The organism is Mesorhizobium sp. WSM3873 (assembly GCF_001672445.1).
Lineage (GTDB): Bacteria > Pseudomonadota > Alphaproteobacteria > Rhizobiales > Rhizobiaceae > Mesorhizobium.
The window spans coordinates 221381-244765 of record NZ_LYTM01000001.1; the positions used below are offsets into that span (position 1 = coordinate 221381).

Sequence of the window (23385 nt, forward strand, 5' to 3'; positions counted from 1 at the left end):
GCCGGACTACAGTTGCGAGCAGAGCCGGTAGGCCTCATAGATTGACGAGTAGATGTCCCTGCTGGCGACCGCGTCTCCAATGCGGTGCAGGACGAAGGATCCTGGAGCTTGGAGCCCTTGCACCCCCTTTGTCGCCACTCCCGTCATGAGCGCGATGTCGGTGACGCCCTTATTGGCGGAGCGGGCACGCAATTCCTGGTAGGTATCTTCCACAGGTGCCGTGCCGCGCTCGACAATGAGTTGGGCCGCGGTCATTTCCGTTTCTGCACCGGTGAGCTCATGCCGGAACCGGGCGGCGATGCCGTTGCCGTGGCGCGCTGCCTTGATGAGCCGCAGATCGCCGACGACCCGGATGCCGAGTTCGGACGCGAGTTTGCGGAAACTGACCCGGTCCGGATAGGGTGTCTCGATCGCCAGGGTGTCGTCCGCCATGGCCAGGCTGACCGCATGTCCCAGGCGGGCAAGATGCAGGGCACAGGATATGGCGGCCTGACGCCCGGTCTCATCGTAGATGAGCACATCGGCCTTCGCGGGCACGACCCCGGTCAAGATATCCCAGACGCTGTCGCAATGTTCGGACAGCCACTCTATGTCGGGGATGCCGCCTGTGGCGACGATAACGGCATCCGGTTTCTCGGCAAGCACTCCATCTGCGTCCGCATAGGTGTTGAAACGGACATCCACGCCAAGGCGCGCGAGTTCGTCGATGCGCCAGTCGACGATACTGATCAGATCCTTGCGGTCGGACGCCGAGGCCGCAACGAGCACCTGCCCGCCGAGCCGGGCCCCGGCTTCCAGCAAGGTCACGCTGTGCCCGCGCTCGGAAGCGACCCGGGCCGCCTCCATCCCCCCCGGACCACCGCCGACGACGACCACTCGTTTCGGCGTTTCGGTCCGGTCAATGATGTGGCTGACGGTCGTTTCATGGCCGCTGGCGGGGTTGTGAATGCAATGGACCTTCTTGTACAGGCAGTAGGACGCGCCGACGCACGGGCGGATGCGGTCTTCTTCGCCCCGCATCACCTTGTTGACGATATGCGGGTCGGCAATATGCGCTCGCGTCATGCCGACCAGATCGACAAGATTTGCGCGGATCGCGTGCCGCGCCGTGGCTACGTCCCTGATGGCGGCGGCATGGATGACCGGCAGCCTGGTTTCCCGTTTGAACTGCCCAACCAACGGCAGAAACGGCGCGCTCCTGATAAACATGCCGGGCATATTCTGCTCGGCCAGCGACAAGTCGGTGTCCATGCGGCCGAAGATGCAGTTGAAGAAATCGACATGGCCTTCGCGCTCGAACAGCCGGGCGAAGGCAAGGCATTCCTCGAAATCCGATCCGTCGTCGACCGCCTCGTCGATCACGAAGCGGATGCCGACGGCGAAGTCGTCGCCCACCGCGCGGCGGATCGCTTCGTGAACCATCAGCCCGAAGCGCGCGCGGTTTTCCAGCGAGCCGCCGAAAGCGTCCGTGCGCCTGTTGGTTCTGCGCGACAGGAATTGGCCAATCAGATGGCCGCCGGTGACGGTCTCGACGCCGTCCAGACCGCCGTCAACGCAGCGCCTGGCGGCACTGGCGTAGTCCTTGACGATCCTGTCGATATCCGCGGCGTCCATTTCCTTGGGGAAATTCCGGTTTCGCGTCTCGCGGACGCGTGACGGCGCAACTGGCGGCAGCCAGTGACCGGCATAGGCAGTAGCGCGCCGGCCGAGATGCGAGGCCTGACACATGACCGTCGCGCCGTGGCGATGAATTCGCTGCGACAGCGATTGGAGATGAGGGATGATGCGATCGCTGGAAAGATCCAGCTGACCGCCGCCCCAGCTCGAATCGGGCGACGTCATCGCCGAGCCGCCGACCATGGTCATCGCCAGGCCGCCGCGCGCTTTCTCTTCATGATAGCGCTGATAGCGCTCGAGCGGCAGGCCGCCCTCGTCCAGCATCGAGGCATGGCTGGTGCTGACGACGCGATTGCGCAGCGTCAGACCCTTGAGCCGAAACGGCTGAAGCAGTGGATCGCCGGATGTGCTCCCCGCTTGGAATGCCGCTGCCGGCACATGCTGCTCCGAACCATTCATGAGGGTTATAGTTCGTGATTTGCAGGACTGCAGAAAGCTTGAAAATTGTTGGGGCGGCTATACGCTTGGCGTATGGCCGGTTTCGCTAAACTCGTCCCGTCCGCACGCGGACTCCTCGTTTTCGAGGCCGCTCTCCGTTCAGGAAGTTTCACCGCCGCGGCGCGCGAGTTCAACGTCACGCAACCGTCGATCAGCCGCGGCATCGCTCAGTTGGAGGCCGATCTCGGCGTGGCTCTGTTCACGCGCGGTCCAACAGGATTGTCCCCGACCTCGGAGGGGCGCGCCCTCTATTCGGCTGTACGGCAAGGATTTGACGGCATCGAGGAGGCGATCGGCACGATCAAGCGGAACAGTGCCGCAAAGCCGGTGGTTACCCTTTCGCTCTCGAGCTCTCTCGCTACGCACTGGTTCGTTCCGAGGTTAACGGCGTTCAACACGCGATTTCCCGACGTGGACCTGAGGTTCGAACTCATCGCCGGCGTTCTGCGAGGACCCGCCGAGAATGTCGACCTTGCCACCAGAATCCTGGCCGACGACGACACCCACTATCACCGCTGGGCCTTCTCGCCGGAAATCATCGTTCCGGTGTGCAGCCCATCCTATCTGTCGCACCACGGCCGCTTGAACCATGACTCGGACGGCGAAGGTCATATCCTGCTTCATCTCACCGACGCCAAGGAGCAGTGGCTGGATGCCTGGGGCCGCGTAGCCCGCCGCAAGACCAGCAGGGCAAAGTGGCTCGAATTCTCGGATTACGCGGTCGTGCTTCAGGCCGCGATGAACGGAGAAGGCGTGGCGCTCGGCTGGCTCAGCAATGTCTCAAGGGCACTGCTTCAGGCAACGCTCGTTCCGGCCTCGGACAGGCAGATCAACACCGGACGGATCCATGAATTGATTGCACCTCGCTCACGGCCGGTGCGGCCGATCGTCTGCGATATCCGCGCCTGGATGATCGCCGAGATGCAAGCCGAGTTGAAAGCGTTGCACCCACTATTGCAGCCCGGCGTCCTGTAGCCCGGACCGCAGCAGACAGACTGCAGCGCCCGGCACAGCCTACCCGCTGACTACATCGGAAACAGGCTGGGCAGCGGCATGTGCGATTTGACGATCGGCGACTTCAGCACCACGAAGCTGAAATACTTGTCGATGCCGATATCCATATCGGTCAGCCGCTCCATGATCGTCTGGTACTCGCCAATCCCGGCGGTCACGAATTTCATCAGATAGTCGTAACCGCCCGACACGAGGTGGCATTCGATGACCTGATCGATCTTCTCGACGACGGCGAGAAAGCGGGCGAAGTCCACCTGGCGGTGGTTCTTCAGGGTGATTTCGGTGAACACGGTCAGTGTCTGGCCGAGCTTGCCGATGTTGACCTGCGCGGAATAGCCTTCGATATAACCTTCCGACTGGAGCTTCTTGACCCGCATCAGGCACGGGCTCGGCGACAGGTGCACCAGTTCGGCCAATTCCACATTGGTGATGCGGCCGTTCTTCTGCAATTCATGCAGAATCTTGATGTCGATCCGATCCAGTTTCACGTCCATCTCCGAAGAACGAGCCACAGCACAAAATGCCGCCACTTCTCTAGCCGTGACACTACCACAGCCCGAAGGCCTGTCCATCCGATGGGCCTGCTCTGCCACGCAGGGACTCTCGATTTCATTGCGCGCTACGGAATAAAATTCTGCCTGAAGCATAACTGCGGCAGCGGCTGCCTGCGCAACGCGCTAGATTCGAGCCTCGAAGCAGAGAGAGGACCATGCGCGCGCCGCTGCAACAGATCGAGACATCCGGTGAACTGCCGCAATCCGCGGATGCGGTGGTGATCGGCGGCGGCATTGTCGGCGTCTTCGCGGCCTACTACCTGGCTAGGCGCGGCTTGAAGGTCGCGCTTGTCGAAAAAGGACGCATCGGCGCCGAGCAATCCAGCAGGAACTGGGGATGGTGCCGCCAGCAGAACCGCGACGCCCGCGAGCTGCCGATGGCGACGCGCAGCCTCGATCTCTGGGAGCGCTTTGCGGCCGAAAGCGGCCAGGACACCGGCTTTCGCCGCTGCGGCCTGCTCTATCTCAGCAATGACGAGGCGGAACTGGCCGGCTGGACGCGCTGGCGTGACTTCGCCAGAACGGCGGGCGTCACCACGCACATGCTCGACAGCGCCGAGGCCAGCGAGCGGGGCCGCGCCACCGGCCGGACCTGGAAAGGCGGCGTCTTCTCGCCGACCGACGGCACCGCCGATCCGTCGCAAGCCGCGCCAGCGGTCGCCCGCGCCATCCTCCAGCTTGGCGGCACGGTGCATCAGAATTGCGCCGCGCGCGGTATCGAGACCGAGGGCGGTCGCCTGTGCGGCGTCGTCACGGAAAACGGTACGATCCGCACGAAAGCGGCGGTTTTGGCCGGTGGCGCCTGGGCGTCCTCCTTTTGCCGTCAGTTCGGCTTCCGCTTCCCGCAGGCCTCGATCCGCTCCTCCATCCTGTCGGTCTCGCCCGGGACGGAGGGCTTGCCGGATGCGCTGCACACGGCAAAGATCTCGGCGACGCGGCGCGGTGACGGCGGCTACACGCTCGCCATAAGCGGCCGCGGACGCGTCGACGTGACGCCGCAGCAGCTGCGCTTCGCTTCGCAGTTCGTCCCCATGTTCCTGAAGCGCTGGCGCAGCCTCGCGCCCGGCGGGTTGCAGGGGGTGCGCTCACGCCACGAAACGCTTCAACGCTGGCGGCTCGACCGACCGACGCCGATGGAGCGGATGCGCATCCTCGATCCGGTGCCGGATCAGGCGACCATCCGCCTGACCCACGCCCGCGCGCTCGAGCTGCTGCCTGCGCTGCGGCAGACGAAGATCAGCGCGGCCTGGGCGGGCTACATCGACAGCACGCCGGACGGCGTGCCCGCCATCGGCGAGATCCACGCCGTTCCAGGCTTTTTCCTGGCTGCCGGATTTTCGGGTCACGGCTTCGGCATCGGACCCGGTGCCGGGCACCTCGTCGCTGATCTTGTCACCGGGTTGGAGCCGATCGTCGATCCGAAATCCTACGATCCGCGGCGCTTCGATGCCTCGGCGTGGGGCAAGGTCGCCGACTTCTAGTTTCAAACTCGACATTCCGACATCGCTTGGCAGGTGAACCCTCCGGATTGCATCAGCTCTCCCGAAGAAAGGCGCCGATGGGGGCAGGCCGGATGGGGGCCTGCCCGCGAAACCGGCCGACATCCTCGGGCCTAAAGCCGGCGTGGGCTGCGATGAGTTCGGCGGCTGCCAACTGGCAATAACGCCCCTGGCAGCGCCCCATGCCGACGCGCGAGAGCGATTTCACCCTGTTGGCCTCGCCGCCGCCGAGAGTCGTGCCCTCGCGCACGGCCCCGGCAGTGACGTTCTCGCAGCGGCAGACGATCGTATCGTCGGGAAGCGCCCTCACCATCGCGCCTGGCCAAGGAAAGGCCTGGGCCAGACCGCGGGCAAAGCGCTCGAGCCGTGCGAGCCTGCGCAGGTCGGCGCCGACGGAGGGGACCGGGCGTCCAAGATCGGCAAGGCACGCCGCCGCGGCAACGCGCCCGGCGATCTCCGCGCCGTCGGCCCCTAGGAGACGGGCCCCATCACCGGCCAGGTAGATGCCATTGCGGGCTCGCCCCATCTCGTCGGCCTTCGGCAGCCATTGCCGCCACAGCTCGTCATAGGTGAAGGCGCAGCCCGCAAGGTCAGTCAGATGCGTCTCCGCCCGCAGGTGCCAGCCGATCCCGATCATGTCGCATGGGGTGACGCGCTCCCGGCCGCCGGCGTCGCGCCAGCGCATCCCGGTGACACCCTGTCCGTCGGCATCGATTCGCTCAGGCGTCACGCCAGCGTGGTAGCGGCGACCAAGCCGCGCCCGCAGGGTTAGCCCAGGCAACGCCACGATTGGTCGGGCGGCAAGTCCCCAGAACCCGCGCATCTGCTGGCGCCAGGAGGAGGTGTCGAGCACCGCCGCCACATCCGCTCCGGCCTTGAGGAGTTGCGTGCCGACCAGCGTCAGCAAAGGGCCCGACCCGATCAGCACGATGCGCCGTCCGAGCGCGACGCCCTGCGCCTTGAGCGCGATCTGCGCCGCGCCAAGGCTGAAGACGCCGGCGTTCTGCCAGCCAGGGATCGGGGCGACGCGGTCGGATGCGCCGGTGGCGAGGATCAGGCGGTCGTAGAAGACGACCTCCGCGCCGCCCTCCCCCAGCACATGCAGCCGCCCCTCATGCACGGCGATGACGGAGCTGCGCGCGCAATAAGTGAGCCGCCCTTCATCGGCCATCCGGTCGAAGAGCAAATGCAACGCGCGAGCCTTGTCCGCCTCAGAGCCGTACAGCTGCTCCGGAGTTCGGACGAACCCGGCAGGCGGGCGGCGATAGATCTGCCCACCCGCGCGGTGCCCTTCATCGATCACCACCGGATGGAGGCCGGCCTCGACCAGTGTCGCCGCGGCCCTTATGCCGGCGGGGCCCGCACCTACGATCACGATGCGCGGCGATGACGGCTCGCTCACGGCCAGTTCTCCGGCGGTGTCGTTCGCAGCCGCATGCCTTCGACGACAAGAGTTGTGCACGCACGCAGGCGCGGTCCCTCTTCTTGCCACACCCAGCAGTCCTGGCAGGCTCCCATCAGACAGAACCCCGCGCGCGGCTCGGGACCGAACTCAGAACTCCGGAGCGCATGTGCTGTAGCCAGCATTGCGGTCAGCACGGTGTCGCCGTCCAGCGCGTTGCGCGTCTCACCGTCGAGAAGGAATTGCACCTCATCGCGATCGCGCTCAGCCAGCCGGACGATGCGGCCGGCCGTCATCATTCCGCGGCCTCTCGTACCGGCCCCGGACGAGGCAGTTCGGGGAAGCGTTCGCAGACCGCCTCCAAGGCCGCTTGGACGCCTTCCGGCCCGGAGCGACCTTTCATGCGGCGAAAAATCTCCGTCTTGGCGAAGAACCGCCAGTGGATCGGCAAGGCGTCCAGCAGAGCGTGGAGCCGGTCATAGGCGGCCGGCGTCCACTGCGCTTCGTAGCTGTCGCGCTCCGGCCCGAAATGGAAATGGCCGACGGACGGCGTGTGCCTCGCGCGCAGCCGCTCCGTCGCGTGCTCGTCGACTTCGCCGTCGCGGATAACGACCCCGTAGTCGCTTTCGGCTGCGGCCGGCGAGAGATAGCCGCGCCGCACATCCTCAGCGACCCGCCAGGACTCGCGCTGAAACGGATCGCCGCGCCCGCCGCCGCCGGCGGAGCGGATCTCGAGCACGTCGCCCGGCTGCAGCACCGCCGTGTCGATGTTGCCAAGCCGCCGCTCGCGGTCGGTGCCCGGATTGACGACCATGTCCGACAAGCCGGCCGCCTTGCCGCCCAGCACGCCCCACGGGCGGAAGAAGCTGCGGTCGCGATTGCGCGCCGTAATCCGGGAGTCTGGGGCAAAGACACGAAAAGCCATCTCGGTCGCCAGCCCGCCGCGCCAACGGCCCGCACCGCCGCTGTCCTGGGCGAGCCCATATTTCACGAACTCGACCGGCGTCTCGGTCTCGGTGATCTCGATCGGCGTGTTCTTGAGATAGGCAGCATCGGCGCCCGATCCATTGGTGCCATCGCGATGCGGCATCGCGCCGCCGCCGCCCACCACCGGGTTCACCGCCGCGATGACGCTCCGGCTGGCGCGCTCATCGATAGTCATGACGTTGACGATGCAGTTGTTGCCGGCCGGCGCCGCCGGCAAGCGCTCCGGCAGCACCTGTGAGAAGGCCCCGAAGATGACCGAGCGCAGCCGGGCGCAGGTGAGCGAGCGCATGCCGACGGCGGCGGGATGGACGGGGTTCAGCACCGAACCTTGCGGCGTGATGCAGGTGAACGCCCGGGTGAGGCCCGCGTTGAGCAGGATTTTCGGGTTGAGCGTGTAGAGCACGTAATAGACGCCGACGAGCAGCATCGTGTGGCGCGGGTCGCCGCCCGAAGGCACGTTGAGCGAGGAGCCGAGCTGCGGATCGGAGCCGGTGAAGTCGAGCACGGCCTCATCGCCTTTGATCGTCAGCGTCAGCTTCAGCCGGCAGGGATTGGCCTCGACCGAATCCTCATCGGCATAGTCGGCGAATTGCCAGGTGCCGTCGGGCATGGTGCGCAGCACGTCCCGCGCCTGCGCCTCGGCATGGTCGAGAAGAGCGGCAACGCCTTCGACGAAGCCGGCCTTGCCGAACTTCTTCACCATCGCCTGGATCTTGCGCTCGCCGGTGTTGAGTGCGCCGACCAGCGCCTTGATGTCGCCGATGTTGAGGTCCGGCTTGCGCACATTGGTGCTCATGATCCTGAGGATCGTGTCGTCGAAGACGCCTTCCCTCACCAGCTTCATCGGCGGAAAGCGGATGCCTTCCTGATGGATTTCGGTGAGCGCACGGCTGAGCGAAGCCGGCACAGCCCCGCCCATGTCGGTGTTGTGGATGTGCCCTCCCGTCCAGGCGACGATCTCGCCGTCGACGAAGACCGGCTTCCACAAATGCGTATCGGGCGCGTGCGTGGCGACGTGGCCGGAATAGGGATCGTTGGTGAAGGCGACGTCTCCCGGCCGGTAGTCGTTCACCATGGCGATCGCACGGTGATAAGAAAGCCCCGGATACCATGTGGCGCCGAGTTCCATCGGGACGGCGAAGGTCGCTCCCGAGCGATCCATCAGCATCACCGTAAAATCCTGCGTCTCCTTGACGAAGGCGGAGTGCGCGGTGCGGTGCAGCGTGTGGGCCATGTTCTCGGCCGCCGCGCGGGCATGGTTCGCCAGAACCTGAAGATTTGTGCGGTCGAACAAGGCGTCACTCCGCGAAAGTCAGTACGAGATTGAGGTGGCGATCGACCCGCGCCTGCGTTCCGGCGGGGAGGGCGAAGGTGGTATCTTCCTGCACTACCACCGCAGGCCCGTGAAACGCGCTGCCCGGCACCAGGGTCTGGCGGTCATGGAGGTCGACGGTCTCGACGGTCAGACCGGTATAGATCGGCACCCGGCGCGCCGGATGGGTCGGGACGTCGATCTCCTCGGTCTCGGGGAAGGAGAGCGCCGGACCTGCGCCTATCGCGGACAGCCGTACATTCACAAGCTCGATCGCGCCGTCCGGATCGTGGAAGTCGTAGAGCTGCTCATGGGTGCGGTGGAATGCCTGCTCGATCGCGGCCGCGTCGCCGTCCGCCAGCCATTGGGGCGAAAGGACAACCTCGATCTCATAGCTCTGCCCGAAGTAGCGCATGTCGCAGGAGAGTGTGAGTTGCGCGGCCGCATCGTGCCCCTGCGCCGCAAGCCAGTCGCGGCCCTCCTGCGCCAGCGCCTCAAAGGCCTCGCGGATTCCGGGAAGCGACGCGCCGGATAGCGGGCTGAAGATGGTGCGGATGAAGTCCCCGCGCAGATCAGCCACCAGCCCACCCAGCGCCGATACCACGCCGGGGCGGCGGGGCGCCATGACGCGCTTGATGCCGAGCTCGCGGGCCAGGAAGGCGCCGAGCATCGGGCCGCCGCCGCCGAATGGCATCAGGGTGAAATCGCGCAGATCGACGCCGGCGCGCGAGGCGAGCTTCTCAACCTCGACGAACATTTCCGACACCGCGATGTCGAGGATCGCCTGCGCGGTCTGCTCAACCGGGCGGCCGAGCCGCATCGCAAGTTCGCCGACCGCGCGATGCGCCAGTTGGGTCTCGATCCTGAGCTGGCCATAGGCCATCTCGCTATGGCCGAGCCATCCGCACACCACCATGGCGTCGGTCACCGTCGCCCGCTCGCCGCCACGGCCGTAGCATGCAGGTCCCGGCGTCGAACCGGCCGATTCCGGCCCGACCCGCAGCACTCCTTGCGCGTCGACGCTGGCGATCGAGCCGCCGCCGACACCGATGGAGCTCACCGACACGGAAGGGATATGGAGCGGAAATTCGCCGATCAGCTCGCCGGTGCCGAACTGCGGCTCGCCGTTTATGATGAGCGCGAAATCGGCCGAGGTTCCGCCGATGTCGAGGGTGAGAACCTTATCCTCGCCGGCCTGACGCGCCAGCCACGAGGCGCCGATGACGCCCGAGGCCGTTCCCGACAGCAGCATGTTCACGCAGGCGCGCTTGCCTTCGGCGGCGTTCATCAGCCCGCCGTTCGACTTCGTCAGCATCGGCCGGGCCGGCACGCCGCGATGCTTCAGCCGCTCTTCCAGCGCGGTCAGATAGCCGGAGACGCGCGGATGGACATAGCCGTTGAGAATGGCGGTCGAGCTGCGCTCGTATTCGCGGATGACCGGCCACACCTCGGCGGAGGTGAAGACGAAAAGGTCGGGCGCCAGGCGCGCGATCGCCGCCTTTACCGAGGTTTCCTGCGCGGCGTTGCGCCAGGAATGCAGGAAAGACACGACGATCCCCTGCGCCCCGTTCGCTTTCGCGGCCGCGACCGCGCTCTCCACAGCCGCCGTGTCGGGCGCCTGGGATTCATTGCCATCGGCGCGCATGCGGGCCGGAATGCCGAACACCATGTCGCGCGAGATCAGCGGATCCGGCCGCGCGCAGAACAGCGAATACATGTCCGGCATGCGAAGCCGCGCGAGCTCGATCACGTCCTCGAAGCCGGCATTGGTGAACAGCGCCAGCGGCGCGCCCTTGCGCTGGATGATCGTGTTGATACCGACGGTCGTGCCATGCACGAAGCGCGTCATATGGGTCGGGTCGAAGCCCTCGCGTTCGGCCAGCAAGGTGAGCCCCGTCATCAGCTCGGCGCCCGGATCTTCCGGCGTCGTCAGCACCTTCAGCGAAGCGACGCGTCCGGATTTTGCTTCGAGCGCGCAGAAATCGATGAATGTCCCGCCGATATCGACGCCGACCTTCCAGTCGGCCTCCTTGCGTGCCTCATCCGCCGCAATGGCTCCATCCATGATGCGTCCCTTTCTCTCTGCTCGGAAACTCGCACGAGCGGACAATCACGGTCCAAGATGGATGATGGGCAAGAATATAAGTCCTACTTATACCTTGACGCTATGCTCGCCGAGAACGGCGGAGCAGGCCGCACGGATGTCATCGCGCATCGTTTCGTCGGCCCTCGAAAGGGCTCGTGCGCGCGACGCGAGCAGCGCAATCGGGAATTCCGGGCCGCCCGCCAGCGGCCTGACAGCGAGGCCGGAAAACTGGCGCCACGGCAGCAGCGCGTCGACGAGAGCGACGCCCAGGCCGGCCTGGACGAAGCCGACCGCAGAGATCGAAATGTCGATCTCCAGCGACGGCGAAAGCGCCACGCCTTGCGCGCGGGCCGCGTGGGCCAGCTCGTCGGCGGGACGCGTGTTGCCGCGATAGGATATCAGTTCCTGCCCCACGAGATCAGCGAGCGTCAGCTCGGGCTTCTTCTGCAGCGCGTGTCCGCGCGGCAGCAGGCAGGCGAAGCCGACGCTGCCGATCACCTCGGCCTCGATATCGGGAGGCAGGCGGTCATCCATGGCCACGCCGAGGCTGGCATCGCCGGCGCGCAGCATGTCTACAATCGCGGCGATCGGCGCGCTATGGGAACGCAGCAGCATGTCGGGATGCTGGGCCCGAAATGCGGTGAAGGCGCGCGGCAATATCGCCATGGCCGGCGGCGGCGAGGCGGCGACCCGCACCAGTCCGGTCCGACCGAGACGCAGATCGGTGGTCTTGCGGCGCAGGCCGTCGAGCCCCGCCGACAGCCTCTCGGCATCGGGAAAGATCTCGAGCGCCTCAGGGGTCGGCCGCAGCCTGCCCTTGACCCGCTCGAACAGCGTGAAGCCGAGCTCGTCCTCAGTGTGGAGCAGTATTTGGCTGAGCGCGGGCTGGGAGATGTTCAGCATTCGCGCCGCGGCGGTCACGGTGCCCGCGCGCATGACGGCGATGAACACTTCGAGCTGCCGGGCCCGCATTCCTACTCCATAGGTCAAACTTATGGGTTTTATCCAAAGCCATCTTTGACGCATTGCCGCGGCGCCGACAAGATGGATCCAGGATCAGCCCTCTGCGCTAAGGAACGACAATGGATGTGATCGTGCTGGGCGGCGGCCTGATGGGGACGGCTTGCGCCTATTTCCTGGCCAGGCGCGGCGCCCGCGTGACGCTGGTCGAGCGCAACCGGATCGGCGGTGGAGCAACCGTCGCCTCCTTCGGCAACATCCGGCGCACGGGGCGTCATCTGCCGCAGCTTCCGCTGGCCCACCGCTCGCTCCGGCTGTGGGGCGAGGCCGAAAAAATGCTGGGGCGCGATGTGGAATTCCGCGCCACCGGTCACGTGCGGCTGATCTTCGACGAAGGCGGTCTCGCCGACATGCGCAGCTATGCCGAGGCGGCGCGTCCCTGGGGACTCGAGCTGGAGGAGCTCAGCCCGCGCGAGATCCGCGCGCGTTTTCCCGGCCTCGGTCCGGACGCGATCGCGGCGTCGTTCTCTCCGCATGACGGCAGCGGCAATCCGCGGCTGATCGCGCCGGCCTTCGTCGAGGCCGCCCGCAAGCTGAGCGCGAAAATCATCGACGAAGCTCGGGTCGAAAAGATCGAGCGGACCGACTCCGGTTTCCTTGTCGCCAGTTCAAAAGGCGCTTTCGCCGCAGAATGCCTGCTCAACACCGCCGGCGCCTGGGGCGCGCGCGTCGCTGCGCTGTTCGGCGAAGAGGTCCCGCTCGATGCCCGCGGCCCGCAAATGGGCGTGACCGAGCCACTGCCGCACCGGATCCTGCCGGTGGTCGGCATCTGGACGCGCGACAAGGACTATGGCGCCTATCTGCGTCAGGTCGAGCGCGGCAACATCGTCTTCGGCGGCGCCGCCGAAAGGGTGCCGGTCGACCTCGATCCGGGCCATGCGACCGCCGACCCCATGCGCCTGCCGACGCAATTGCGGGCCGTCGCGCGGCTGTTGCCGGCGATCGCCCAGGTCGCGGTCATCCGCACCTGGTCCGGCTGCGAAGGCTATGTCCGCGACATGCTGCCGGTCATGGGACGCTCGGCGACAACGCCGGGCCTGTTCCACGCCTTCGGCTTCAGCGGGCACGGCTTCCAGCTCGGTCCGGGTGTCGGCGACGCCATGGCCGAGCTTATCACGACTGGTGACTGCGAAACGCCCCTCGACGATTTTAAGATAGATCGCTTCAATCACGGAGCCTGACGAGGCGAGTCGATCACCTGGACGCCAGGCGTCCTTTGACGCGCAAGAAGGGAGCTTCCATCTGTTCGAATGACGGCGTGTTGGGTGAGCAGAAGGTCGCTTTCGGATGGCTCAGACTGAAGTTCGCCCCCAGCAAACGGCGGCCGCGGATTGGAGCGCGTGGGCGCTGCGCGACAAGCGATTTATAAGTGTCGTTGTACGAGCATTCCCCGATCGGCGATTCTTATTTCATGCTTTGCTCAGCCCTATCGGCTTAATGTCGAACGCAGCATGCCGCGCAGAACATGGCGCGCTTCTACGGACTTTCCATCGAAACGACATTGTTTTGCGGCGCTTCGGCCAAAGGATGACGACTGAACCTAGACAGTAAGGAGCTTGCGTACATCGGGCCCGTCCAGATCCTCGGCGGGGCCGGTATGCACGATCCGGCCGCGGTCCATGATGTTGACCTCGTCGGCAAGCTCGCGGCAGAAATCCAGATACTGCTCGACCAGAAGCACCGCGATCCCCGCCTGGTCGCGCAGATAGCGGATGGCGCGGCCGATGTCTTTGATGATTGATGGCTGGATGCCTTCGGTCGGCTCGTCGAGCACGAGCAGCTTCGGCCGCATCACCAGCGCGCGGCCTATGGCGAGCTGCTGCTGCTGGCCGCCGGACAAGTCGCCGGCGCGGCGGCCGAGCGTCTGCTTCAACCCTGGAAACAGCTGGAAGACATGAGCTGGAACGTTGCGGTCGGCGCGCTTCAGCGGTGCGAACCCCGATTCCAGATTTTCGCGCACCGTGAGCAGGGGAAAGATTTCCCTGCCCTGCGGCACGAATGCGATGCCCGACCGGGCGCGGTCATACGCCGCGCTCCGCTCGAGCGCTTTCCCCTCGAAGGCAACACTTCCGCTCGTCAGCCTATGATGGCCGACGATGGATCTCATCAGACTGGTCTTGCCGACGCCGTTGCGGCCGAGTACGCAGGTGATCTTGCCCGCGCCCGCTTTCAGCGAAACGCCGCGCAGCGCCTGGGCGGCACCGTAATGGAGGGTGGCGTTGGAGACTTCGAGCATGGTCAGCCCCTTCTCCAGTACCTGAGGAAGGAAAGGTCGAAACGATGCAACGAGACCCGCCAGATCATGCTCAGCGCCCCAGATAAACTTCGACGACGCGTTCGTCGGCCGAAACGAAATCGAGCGTGCCTTCCGACAGCACCGAGCCCTCGTGCAGGCAGGTGACCTTGACGCCGAGCTCGCGCACGAAATGCATGTCGTGCTCGACGACGACCACCGAATGGTCGCGGGCGATGTCCTTGAGCAGGCGCGCCGTCTCCTCGGTCTCCGCGTCGGTCATGCCGGCGACCGGCTCGTCGACGAGGAGCAGCTTCGGGTCTTGTGCCAGCAGCATGCCGATCTCCAGCCACTGCTTCTGGCCGTGGCTCAAATTGGCGGCGATCTCGTCGCGCTTGTCGCCGAGGCGGATGATGCCGAGTATGTCGTCGATGCGCCACGTCTCGGCCGCCGAGCGGCGATGGAACAACGCCGGGAAGATCGAGCGCGGCCCCTTCAGCGCCAGCATCAGATTGTCCTCGACGCTGTGGCTCTCGAAGACGGTCGGCTTCTGGAACTTGCGGCCGATGCCCATCATGGCGATCTCGGCTTCGTCATGCCGGGTGAGATCGACCTGACCGTCGAAGAATACCTCGCCCTCGTCCGGCCGCGTCTTGCCGGTGACAATATCCATCATCGTCGTCTTGCCGGCGCCGTTGGGTCCGATGATGGCGCGCATCTCGCCCTTGTCGAGCACCAGCGACAGGTTGTTGATGGCGCGAAAGCCGTCGAAGGAGACCGAGACGCCGTCCAGATAGAGGATGGTGTTCGACTTGCTCATGGTCGCTTACTCCGCCGGCTGCGGTTCGGGGCCGTTGGCCGACCACGCGCCCGGCGTTCTCGCCGCCGAGCGCTCGATCTTCGGCTGCGCTTCCGGCGGGTCGATGCCGGCTTTCGCGGCGAGCGAGGCCGCGCGCAGCGCCCTGGCCTTGCCGCGCCAGCTATCCCACATGCCGACCACGCCCTTGGGCAGGAACAGCGTTACGGCGACGAACAACCCGCCAAGCGCGAATAGCCAGAATTCAGGCAGCACGCCGGTGAACCAGGATTTGCCGGCATTGACCAGGAGCGCGCCGATAATCGGGCCGACGATGGTGCCGCGCCCGCCGACGGCGGTCCAGATCACCACTTCGATCGAATTGGCGGGCTCGAACTCGCCGGGATTAATGATGCCGACCTGCGGCACGTAGAGCGCGCCGGCGATGCCGGCCATGACGGCCGAGACGCTGAAGGCGAAGAGTTTTACATTCTCGGCCCGCCAGCCGAGGAAGCGGGTGCGGCTTTCGGCGTCGCGCACCGCCATCAGCAGCTTGCCGTATTTGGAGCGCACGATCGCCGCGGTGACAAAGACGGCGAACGCCAGCGTCACGGCGCTTGCTGAAAACAGCGCCGCGCGCGTCGCGTCGGCCTGGATGTTGAAGCCGAGGATGTCCTTGAAATCGGTCAGGCCGTTATTGCCTCCGAAACCCATGTCGTTGCGGAAGAAGGCAAGCAGCAGCGCATAGGTCATCGCCTGGGTGATGATCGAGAGATAAACGCCGGTGACGCGGCTGCGGAAGGCGAACCAGCCGAATACGAAGGCAAGTAGGCCCGGCACGGCCAGCACCATCAGCACGGCGAACCAGAAATGGTCGAAGCCGTGCCAGAACCAGGGCAGTTCCTTGTAGTTCAGGAACACCATGAAGTCCGGCAGGATGGGATTGCCATAGACGCCGCGCGAGCCGATCTGACGCATCAGATACATGCCCATCGCATAGCCGCCGAGCCCGAAGAAGGCGCCGTGGCCGAGCGAAAGGATGCCGCAATAGCCCCAGACCAGATCGAGCGCGAGCGCCAGCAGCGCGTAGCAGAGATATTTCCCGACCAAAGTGACGATGTAAGGCGGAATGTAGAAGGCGCTTTGAGGCGACACCGCGAGGTTTAGCAGCGGCACGATGACGGCCGCCGCCAGCAGGACGAGGATGGCGATCGCGATGCGCCGGTCGGTGCCGAAGAAGCGCTGCGTGATCATGCTTCCACCGCCCTGCCCTTCAGCGCGAACAGGCCGCGCGGCCGCTTCTGGATGAACAGGATGATCAGTACCAGCACGACGATCTTGCCAAGCACCGCGCCGGCGTACGGCTCGAGGAACTTGTTGACGATGCCGAGCGAGAAGGCGCCGACCATCGTGCCCCAGAGATTGCCGACGCCACCGAAGACCACGACCATGAAACTGTCGATAATGTAGCCGCGGCCGAGATTGGGCGAGACGTTGTCGATCTGGCTGAGCGCCACGCCGGCGATCCCGGCGATACCGGAGCCGAGCGCGAAAGTCAGCGCGTCGACCCAAGGCGTCCTGATGCCCATGGATGCGGCCATGCGCCGATTGGCGGTGACGGCACGCATCTGCAGGCCCCAGGGCGTTCGCTTCATGACGTAGAGCAGCACACCGAACACCAGCAGCGCGAACACCAGTATCCACAGCCGGTTCCAGGTGATGGCCAATTGACCGATGTCGAACGATCCCGACATCCAGGACGGATTGCCGACCTCCTGGTTCGTCGGGCCGAAGACGGTGCGCACCGCCTGCTGCAGGATCAGCGAGACGCCCCATGTGGCAAGAAGCGTCTCCAGCGGCCGGCCGTAGAGGAAGCGGATGACGCCGCGCTCGATGACGAGGCCGACCAGCGCCGAGACCAGGAAGGCGAGCGGCAGCGCGATGACCAGCGACCAGTCGAAGAGGCTCGGAAACGACGTGCGGATCACCTGCTGGACGACGAAGGTGGTGTAGGCGCCGAGCATCACCATCTCGCCATGCGCCATGTTGATGACGCCCATGACACCAAAGGTGATGGCGAGACCGATAGCGCCGAGCAGCAGCACCGATCCGAGTGATATGCCGTACCAGATGTTCTGGCCGGCATCCCACAACGCCAGCGTCGAATTGATATGGCCGATCGCGGCGGTTGCCAAGTTCTTGACCGCTCCCTGCGCGCCAGCCTCAACGGAGGTCAGCAGGGAAAGCGCATCGCGGTCGCCGCGCGCCGCGATGGCCGAGATGGCGGCGAGCTTGTCGGCTTCCGGCTTGTCGGAAACCAGAACCGACGCCGCGCGCGCCTGCACGAACATCGTCTTGACGGCTGGGTCGGTCTCAGCAGCGATCGCGGCATCGAGCGGTTCGATATTCGCCGCGTCGGGCGTCTTGAACATGGTCGCGGCGGCGGCAAGGCGCACGCTCGCGTCCTTGGCGCGCAGCGTCAGCGTCCCCAGCGCGTCGCGTATAGCGCGGCGAAGACCGTTGTTGACCTTGATCTTGGTGAGATCGGCCTTGGCGGCATCGGCGGACTTGTCGCCGCTGAAAGGATCGAGCAGTTCGACACCGCTCGCCGCGTCCTTGCCGATGAAGACCTGCGAATCGGCTTTGCGAATATAGAGGTTGCCGTCGGCGAGCGCCGACAGCGGCCTTTCGACGGCCGGATCGCCGCTGGTCGCGAGCTCGCGCACGATGGCTTCCGTGGCCGAGAAATTAGTCGCTGTAGCGAACTTGGCTATTGCCGCGCGAAGATCGGCCTCGCCTGCCTTCGACGGCAGCAGGCTTGCCATCGTCAGCAGCAGCGTCAAGCCAATCGCGCGCAACAGGATCATCAGCTTCAGCGGATCTCGAACGTTTGAGGTTTCTGCCCGGGCGGGACGCGAAGGCCCGCCCGGGCCGCGGTCTCGGATCGCGGGGCCACGCGGCGACCCGACAGACCTGGGAGGATCAGTTGGTGCCCTTGCCGCCGCACTTGCCGGTGGCGACGTTGAAGTTGCCGCAACTGAGCGGCGCGCGCCAATCGGAGATCAGGTTCTTGGAATCGGGCAGGTAGTCGGACCATTCGTCGCCCATCACAAGGCCGGGCGTTTGCGAGACGGTCTCGAACTGGCCGTCGGCCTGGATCTCGCCGATGAGCACCGGCTTCGTGATATGATGGTTCGGCATCATCGTCGAATAGCCGCCGGTCAGGTTCGGCACCGAGACGCCGACCATGGCGTCGATGACCTTGTCCGGATCGGTAGTGCCGGCCTTCTCGACTGCCTTCACCCACATGTTGAAGCCGATATAGTGGGCTTCCATCGGGTCGTTGGTCGTGCGCTTGTCGTTCTTTATGAACTTGTGCCAGTCGTCGATGAACTTCTTGTTCTCGGGCGTGTCGACGCTCTCGAAATAGTTCCAGGCGGCGAGGTGGCCGACCAGCGGTCCGGTGTCGAGACCGGCCAGTTCTTCCTCGCCGACTGAGAAGGCCATGACTGGAATGTCCTCGGCCTTGATGCCCTGGTTGCCCAGTTCCTTGTAGAACGGCACGTTGGCGTCGCCGTTGACAGTCGAGATCACGGCCGTCTTCTTGCCGGCCGAGCCGAACTTCTTGATCGCCGAGACTTCGGTCTGCCAGTCGGAGAAGCCGAACGGCGTGTAGTTGACCATGATGTCCTCGGCCGGCACGCCCTTCGACTTCAGATAGGCTTCGAGGATCTTGTTGGTGGTGCGCGGGTAGACATAGTCGGTGCCTTCGAGCACCCAGCGCTTCACCGAGCCGCCATCGGCGCTCATCAGGTAGTCGACGGCCGGAATGGCCTGCTGGTTGGGGGCAGCACCCGTGTAAAAGACGTTGCGCTCGCTTTCCTCGCCCTCATACTGGACGGGGTAGAACAGGATGTTGTCGAGCTCCGAGAACACCGGCAGCACCGATTTGCGCGAGACCGAAGTCCAGCAGCCGAACACCGCCGCGACCTTGTCCTTGGAGATCAGCTCGCGCGCCTTTTCGGCAAACAGCGGCCAGTTGGACGCCGGATCGACCACCACGGCCTCGAGCTTCTTGCCGAGCAGGCCGCGCTTGGCGTTCTGCTCCTCGATCAGCATCAGCATGACGTCCTTCAGCGTCGTCTCCGAAATCGCCATGGTCCCCGAGAGCGAATGGAGGATGCCGACCTTGATCGTGTCGTCGGCCGCTCTGGCGGGAGCCGATATCGACAGGCCGGCAGCGATCACGCCGGCCGAAAACATTTTTGTTATTGTCGAGAAATTGCCCCTCATATTGCACACTCCCAAGCTGGTTGTTTTGCATTGCAACATTGCGGTGCAAGCGACGTGCCAAACCTGACAGTCCAAAGTGCCGGGCAAAAAATCGATCAGTTACAGTTGGTTATAATTTCAACTCAAGTTTTCAACGGCCGCTTCCGCTTCAAGGCGTTGTCAAATTTTGGGCTTCTGCCTCTATTTTCATCGCAATTTTCTATTGCGTGTTTTTACATCGCCGTTTGCCTTCTGCCGGCCCCCGTAGTCGCACGGCGAGAGATGTTGGGAATTGAAATCTTTGCGCCGCGGACGGCTAAGAAGTGAGGGGCCTGGTCCCTCTCGGCGGCGGGCTTTTCCTATCTGGAGCAAATTTGTAGACCGCTCGATTGGTGTCGTCGGTGACGCGAACCCATTGGGTCTCGACTCGCCGGTCCTGTACGTGGCGGCCGGTCACCCATTCAGCGGCTTCTTTAGCTGAGGCGGTCCTCGCGTAGGCAATACTGCATCCGTCCCCGACATCGTTTCAACGGTAAGGGACGGGCTCTTTTGTCGGGTCTCCTCTGATCAGTCAGCCCTTTCCAATGGGGCCGATATGCCATCCCGACGCAACAGCGCCGCCCAGCGACCGAACTTCGACAAGGGGCGAAGGTCCCAGGAGTTGTTCACCGGCGGCTTTTGTCGAGTGCCGCCGCTCGACAGGCGCGCGATAGGTGAACGAAATAGGCCCCCCTGACGCGTTTTCTGCACCCCACTACCTCCGAAGGCTCACGCGCGGCCTAGCCCGGCTTCTGTGGCAAATGGCAATGGTTCCAACATCGCCCTGCCCGATTTCACATGCCCTTCGCTTCGGCAGCGCAGACCAGCCGTCAGCGTGTTGGCGATAGAGCGTGAATTTCTCCTCGAGCGCCACGACTGCTTCGCCCTTGCTGCGTTCAGTGGCCCGCCCACCGACATGCGCGCGCCGGCCGCCGAACATTGGTCATGACGGTCCAGAACAACGTCCCGGCACTGGGCCCATCCGCCGCCAAGGATCCGACGCTATCGGAGCCGAGGAACGTCGGGGAGAATCGCAGGGACTCGGACTGCAAAGACGAGTGTCGCTGACTCGCCCCGGGCAACTCCGGCGGCTGTGCAATCGACTTTCCTTCGCGGCCGCCTAGCAGTTCGCGTCAGTCTGCGGATCGCACGCCTTGTTTTTCTGGCCCCGTGGCTTCGGATGGGCCTGAATCATTCCCACTCGATGGTGCCCGGGGGCTTCGACGTAACGTCGTAAACGACGCGATTGATGCCTTTCACCTCGTTGATGATGCGGGTGGCGGCGGCGCCCAGGAAGTTCATGTCGTAGTGGTAGAAATCGGCCGTCATGCCGTCGACCGAGGTCACAGCGCGCAGCGCGCAGACGAATTCGTAAGTGCGGCCGTCGCCCATTACGCCGACGGTCTGCACCGGCAAGAGCACGGCGAAGGCCTGCCAGATGGCATCGTAAAGGCCGGCCTTGCGGATCTCGTCGAGGTAGATGGCGTCGGCCTCGCGCAGGATCTCCAGCTTCTCGCGGGTGATGCCGCCCGGGCAGCGTATGGCAAGGCCAGGACCCGGGAACGGATGACGGCCGATGAAGCTTTCGGGCAGGCCGAGCTCTCGGCCAAGCGCCCTCACCTCGTCCTTGAACAACTCGCGCAGCGGCTCGACCAGCTTCATGTTCATGCGCTCGGGCAGGCCGCCGACATTGTGATGCGACTTGATCGTCACCGACGGGCCGCCGGAGAAGGAGACGCTTTCGATGACGTCGGGATAGAGCGTGCCCTGCGCCAGGAAGTCGGCGCCGCCGAGTTTCTTCGCCTCTTCCTCGAACACCTCGATGAACAGGCGGCCGATGGTCTTGCGCTTCTTTTCCGGATCGCTCTCGCCTTCCAGCGCCGAAATGAAGCGGTCGGAAGCGTCGACCAGGATCAGCGGCAGGTTGTAATGCTGGCGGAACATCTCCACCACGCTTTTCGCCTCGTCCTTCCGCATCAGGCCGTGGTCGACGAGGATGCAGGTCAACTGATCGCCGACCGCGTCGTGGATCAGGAGCGCAGCGACCGAGGAATCGACGCCGCCCGACAGCGCGCAGATCACCTTGCCCTTGCCGACCTGCTTGCGGATCGCCTCGACCGCCTGCTCGCGATAGGCAGCCATGGTCCAGCCCGTGCTGAGGCCGGCGATATGGTGGACGAAGTTGCTCAGCAGCTTGGCGCCGTCCGGGGTATGGACGACCTCGGGATGGAACTGCACCGCGTAAAACTTCCGTGCCTCGTCGGCAATCGCTGCGAAGGGCGCGCCGGTGGAGGTGCCGACGATCTTGAATCCTTCCGGAATGGCGGTGACGCGGTCGCCGTGGCTCATCCAGACCTGATGACGCGTGCCCCTGGCCCAGACACCGTCGAACAGCGCGCAGTCATCCTCGATCTCCAGGAAGGCCCGGCCGAACTCACGGTGATGGCCGGCTTCGACCTTGCCGCCGAGCTGAGCGCACATCGTCTGCTCGCCATAGCAGATGCCGAGCACCGGAATGCCGGACGAAAAGACCTCGTCGGGCGCGCGGGGCGAGCCGATGTCGACGGTCGAGTGCGGACTGCCCGATAGGATGACGGCCTTCGGCCGGATGCGGCGGAAGCCCTCCGCGGCTGACTGGAACGGAACGATCTCGCAGTAGACCCCGGCCTCGCGCACGCGCCGCGCGATCAGCTGCGTGACCTGGCTGCCGAAGTCGATGATGAGAACGGTGTCGGGATGTGTCGTCATGGCGAGCCTTTAAAGAAAGAACCGATTCGGCGCAATGGTGCGCGTTGCGACGTTCGGTCTTGCCAAAACGCCTAAAGCGCGTCGCGTCGAACGGGCCCAGGCGACGAGCTTCAAGTTTCATCTGATGCATGTCGTTCTCCCAAAACCGCTGCGCACTTTTGGGCGACATGCATTAAGTAAGGCCGATCGCGCCGGACGCAATCGCCTGCTCTAGCAGACCTATCGCCTCCGCCAGCTTCTCGTCGATGACGTGCAGATACTCGGTCCAGTCGCCGACATGCCTGAGATCGGCCGCGCCGTCGGAAATACCGCGCAGGCCGATCAGCGGCACGCCGAACAGCTGGCAGGCGCGCAGGCAGGCGAAGGTCTCCATGTCGACCATGTCGGCGTCGATCGCGTCATAGGCGGTCCCGGTGACGATGGCGCCTCCGGTCGACAGCGTCGCGGTCCTGATGCCGGGAATGACGAAGGGCAGCGGCACCGTCACCGGCAGGTCGAGGAACGGCGTCGCGCCCTTCGCGAAGCCGAGCGGCGAAGCGTCGATGTCGCGGTAGCTCACCGACACGGCCTGGTAGATTTCGGTCTGTTCGAGCGTTCGGCTTCCCGCGGAGCCCAGCGATACGACGAGATCCGGCAGCGCATCCTCGGCCTTCAACGTGGCGAGCTCGGCGCCGAGGCGCACACCGGCCTCGACCGGGCCGACGCCGGTCATCAGCGGCGTGAACAGCTTTTTGAGATGCGGACCGTATTCGGCCTCGGCCGCCATGACGAAGAGGACGGATTTTTCCCCTATCCGCGCAACGCTCGCCATGGATCACCCCTCGATGCCGTCGCGGCCGACCACCGTCATCATTGTGCCGGTCATGGTGGCGATCAGCTTGGCCTCGCCATCAGCGGCGAAAGCATAGGCCTGGCCGTCGGCAACAATGATGGTGCGGCCCGGCTTGGTCACCGAGCCGCGGAACAGGAAGCGCTCGCCCTTCCCCGGTGCCAAGAGGTTGACCTTGAATTCGATGGTCAGCACGCTGGAATTCTGCGGCATCAACGAGAAGGCGGCATAGCCGCAGGCCGAGTCCAGCGCGGTCGAGATGACGCCGGCATGCAGGAAGCCGTGCTGCTGGGTGAGCGAAGGGGCATAGGGCATCTCGATCTCGATGATGCCGGGCGTGACCAGCGTCAGCTCCGCACCGATGGTGGCCATGGCCTTCTGGCGGGCAAAGGAAGTCCTGACGCGATCCTCATAATCGGGAGCGGGTACGATTTTGGCTGCCATGGCCTTCGCCTCATTTTTGCTGGCGAAGCTTATTG

Annotated in this window: 18 protein-coding genes; 3 read left to right on the forward strand and 15 right to left on the reverse strand. The window is 64.9% G+C overall.

The window, feature by feature from the left end; translation table 11 throughout:
* Positions 1-6: 6 nt before the first annotated feature.
* Entirely contained in the window at positions 7-2076 is a 2070-nt protein-coding gene (locus A9K71_RS00930) for an NADH:flavin oxidoreductase (RefSeq protein WP_066989183.1), read from the reverse strand.
* A gap of 72 nt (positions 2077-2148) precedes the next feature.
* Here A9K71_RS00930 and A9K71_RS00935 point away from each other — a divergent pair, with 72 nt between their 5' ends.
* A complete protein-coding gene (locus tag A9K71_RS00935; protein ID WP_066989185.1) occupies positions 2149-3090 on the forward strand; it encodes a LysR family transcriptional regulator in 942 nt (313 codons plus the stop codon).
* A 50-nt stretch (positions 3091-3140) separates the two neighbouring features.
* On the opposite strand, the gene A9K71_RS00940 is transcribed toward A9K71_RS00935, so the two are convergent.
* Positions 3141-3617 carry an Lrp/AsnC family transcriptional regulator gene (locus tag A9K71_RS00940; protein ID WP_066989429.1) on the reverse strand — a complete coding sequence of 159 codons (477 nt, stop codon included), beginning with the start codon at positions 3615-3617 and terminating at the stop codon, positions 3141-3143.
* A 221-nt stretch (positions 3618-3838) separates the two neighbouring features.
* Here A9K71_RS00940 and A9K71_RS00945 point away from each other — a divergent pair, with 221 nt between their 5' ends.
* Positions 3839-5164: an FAD-binding oxidoreductase gene (locus A9K71_RS00945; RefSeq protein WP_066989187.1), complete on the forward strand. Its 1326-nt coding sequence runs from the start codon at positions 3839-3841 to the stop codon at positions 5162-5164.
* Positions 5165-5216: 52 nt separating this feature from the next.
* On the opposite strand, the gene A9K71_RS00950 is transcribed toward A9K71_RS00945, so the two are convergent.
* The 5 genes from A9K71_RS00950 to A9K71_RS00970 all read right to left on the reverse strand — a co-directional run bounded on the left by A9K71_RS00950 (position 5217) and on the right by A9K71_RS00970 (position 11941).
* Positions 5217-6584, reverse strand: coding sequence for an FAD/NAD(P)-binding oxidoreductase (locus tag A9K71_RS00950; RefSeq protein WP_066989189.1), 1368 nt, complete (start codon positions 6582-6584; stop codon positions 5217-5219).
* Positions 6581-6883, reverse strand: a complete 303-nt coding sequence (locus A9K71_RS00955; RefSeq protein ID WP_066989191.1) for a (2Fe-2S)-binding protein — start codon at positions 6881-6883, stop codon at positions 6581-6583. The genes A9K71_RS00950 and A9K71_RS00955 overlap by 4 nt, the downstream gene beginning before the upstream one ends.
* Complete coding sequence (locus A9K71_RS00960; protein WP_066989193.1) at positions 6880-8865, reverse strand: hydantoinase B/oxoprolinase family protein; 1986 nt, start codon at positions 8863-8865, stop codon at positions 6880-6882. The genes A9K71_RS00955 and A9K71_RS00960 overlap by 4 nt, the downstream gene beginning before the upstream one ends.
* A gap of 4 nt (positions 8866-8869) precedes the next feature.
* Positions 8870-10948, reverse strand: coding sequence for a hydantoinase/oxoprolinase family protein (locus tag A9K71_RS00965; protein ID WP_066989195.1), 2079 nt, complete (start codon positions 10946-10948; stop codon positions 8870-8872).
* Positions 10949-11035: 87 nt separating this feature from the next.
* Positions 11036-11941, reverse strand: coding sequence for a LysR family transcriptional regulator (locus A9K71_RS00970; RefSeq protein WP_066989197.1), 906 nt, complete (start codon positions 11939-11941; stop codon positions 11036-11038).
* 110 nt (positions 11942-12051) lie between these two features.
* Between A9K71_RS00970 and A9K71_RS00975 the strand changes: the two genes are divergently transcribed.
* On the forward strand, positions 12052-13170 hold the full coding sequence (locus A9K71_RS00975) for an FAD-binding oxidoreductase (protein ID WP_066989199.1): 1119 nt from the start codon (positions 12052-12054) through the stop codon (positions 13168-13170).
* A gap of 359 nt (positions 13171-13529) precedes the next feature.
* On the opposite strand, the gene urtE is transcribed toward A9K71_RS00975, so the two are convergent.
* The 8 genes from urtE to A9K71_RS01015 form a co-directional block, all read right to left on the reverse strand.
* Positions 13530-14225 (reverse strand): urea ABC transporter ATP-binding subunit UrtE, encoded by a 696-nt coding sequence (gene urtE / locus A9K71_RS00980; RefSeq protein ID WP_066989201.1) that lies wholly within the window; start codon positions 14223-14225, stop codon positions 13530-13532.
* A 70-nt stretch (positions 14226-14295) separates the two neighbouring features.
* A complete protein-coding gene (urtD, locus tag A9K71_RS00985; protein WP_066989203.1) occupies positions 14296-15042 on the reverse strand; it encodes an urea ABC transporter ATP-binding protein UrtD in 747 nt (248 codons plus the stop codon).
* A gap of 6 nt (positions 15043-15048) precedes the next feature.
* On the reverse strand, positions 15049-16272 hold the full coding sequence (gene urtC, locus A9K71_RS00990; RefSeq protein ID WP_066989205.1) for an urea ABC transporter permease subunit UrtC: 1224 nt from the start codon (positions 16270-16272) through the stop codon (positions 15049-15051).
* Positions 16269-17885: an urea ABC transporter permease subunit UrtB gene (gene urtB, locus A9K71_RS00995; RefSeq protein ID WP_066989207.1), complete on the reverse strand. Its 1617-nt coding sequence runs from the start codon at positions 17883-17885 to the stop codon at positions 16269-16271. Before urtB ends, urtC begins: the two co-directional genes overlap by 4 nt.
* 115 nt (positions 17886-18000) lie before the next feature.
* Positions 18001-19311 (reverse strand): urea ABC transporter substrate-binding protein, encoded by a 1311-nt coding sequence (gene urtA, locus A9K71_RS01000; RefSeq protein ID WP_066989209.1) that lies wholly within the window; start codon positions 19309-19311, stop codon positions 18001-18003.
* Between the two features lie 1209 nt (positions 19312-20520).
* The gene (gene guaA / locus A9K71_RS01005; RefSeq protein ID WP_066989211.1) at positions 20521-22077 is read right to left on the reverse strand and encodes a glutamine-hydrolyzing GMP synthase; all 1557 of its coding nucleotides are present in this window, start codon (positions 22075-22077) and stop codon (positions 20521-20523) included.
* 172 nt (positions 22078-22249) lie between these two features.
* On the reverse strand, positions 22250-22888 hold the full coding sequence (locus A9K71_RS01010) for a 5'-methylthioadenosine/S-adenosylhomocysteine nucleosidase (protein WP_066989213.1): 639 nt from the start codon (positions 22886-22888) through the stop codon (positions 22250-22252).
* Between the two features lie 3 nt (positions 22889-22891).
* On the reverse strand, positions 22892-23350 hold the full coding sequence (locus tag A9K71_RS01015; protein ID WP_066989431.1) for a PaaI family thioesterase: 459 nt from the start codon (positions 23348-23350) through the stop codon (positions 22892-22894).
* Positions 23351-23385: the final 35 nt, after the last annotated feature.

Coding starts and splice junctions, on each gene's coding strand:
- A9K71_RS01015 (WP_066989431.1), bottom strand. CDS start 23,350: ATGGCAGCCAAAATCGTACCCGCTCCCGATTATGAGGATCGCGTCAGG.
- A9K71_RS01010 (WP_066989213.1), bottom strand. CDS start 22,888: ATGGCGAGCGTTGCGCGGATAGGGGAAAAATCCGTCCTCTTCGTCATG.
- urtA (WP_066989209.1), bottom strand. CDS start 19,311: ATGAGGGGCAATTTCTCGACAATAACAAAAATGTTTTCGGCCGGCGTG.
- A9K71_RS00955 (WP_066989191.1), bottom strand. CDS start 6,883: ATGATGACGGCCGGCCGCATCGTCCGGCTGGCTGAGCGCGATCGCGAT.
- A9K71_RS00970 (WP_066989197.1), bottom strand. CDS start 11,941: ATGCGGGCCCGGCAGCTCGAAGTGTTCATCGCCGTCATGCGCGCGGGC.
- A9K71_RS00965 (WP_066989195.1), bottom strand. CDS start 10,948: ATGGATGGAGCCATTGCGGCGGATGAGGCACGCAAGGAGGCCGACTGG.
- urtC (WP_066989205.1), bottom strand. CDS start 16,272: ATGATCACGCAGCGCTTCTTCGGCACCGACCGGCGCATCGCGATCGCC.
- A9K71_RS00935 (WP_066989185.1), top strand. CDS start 2,149: ATGGCCGGTTTCGCTAAACTCGTCCCGTCCGCACGCGGACTCCTCGTT.
- A9K71_RS00975 (WP_066989199.1), top strand. CDS start 12,052: ATGGATGTGATCGTGCTGGGCGGCGGCCTGATGGGGACGGCTTGCGCC.
- guaA (WP_066989211.1), bottom strand. CDS start 22,077: ATGACGACACATCCCGACACCGTTCTCATCATCGACTTCGGCAGCCAG.
- urtE (WP_066989201.1), bottom strand. CDS start 14,225: ATGCTCGAAGTCTCCAACGCCACCCTCCATTACGGTGCCGCCCAGGCG.
- A9K71_RS00930 (WP_066989183.1), bottom strand. CDS start 2,076: ATGAATGGTTCGGAGCAGCATGTGCCGGCAGCGGCATTCCAAGCGGGG.
- urtB (WP_066989207.1), bottom strand. CDS start 17,885: ATGATCCTGTTGCGCGCGATTGGCTTGACGCTGCTGCTGACGATGGCA.
- urtD (WP_066989203.1), bottom strand. CDS start 15,042: ATGAGCAAGTCGAACACCATCCTCTATCTGGACGGCGTCTCGGTCTCC.
- A9K71_RS00945 (WP_066989187.1), top strand. CDS start 3,839: ATGCGCGCGCCGCTGCAACAGATCGAGACATCCGGTGAACTGCCGCAA.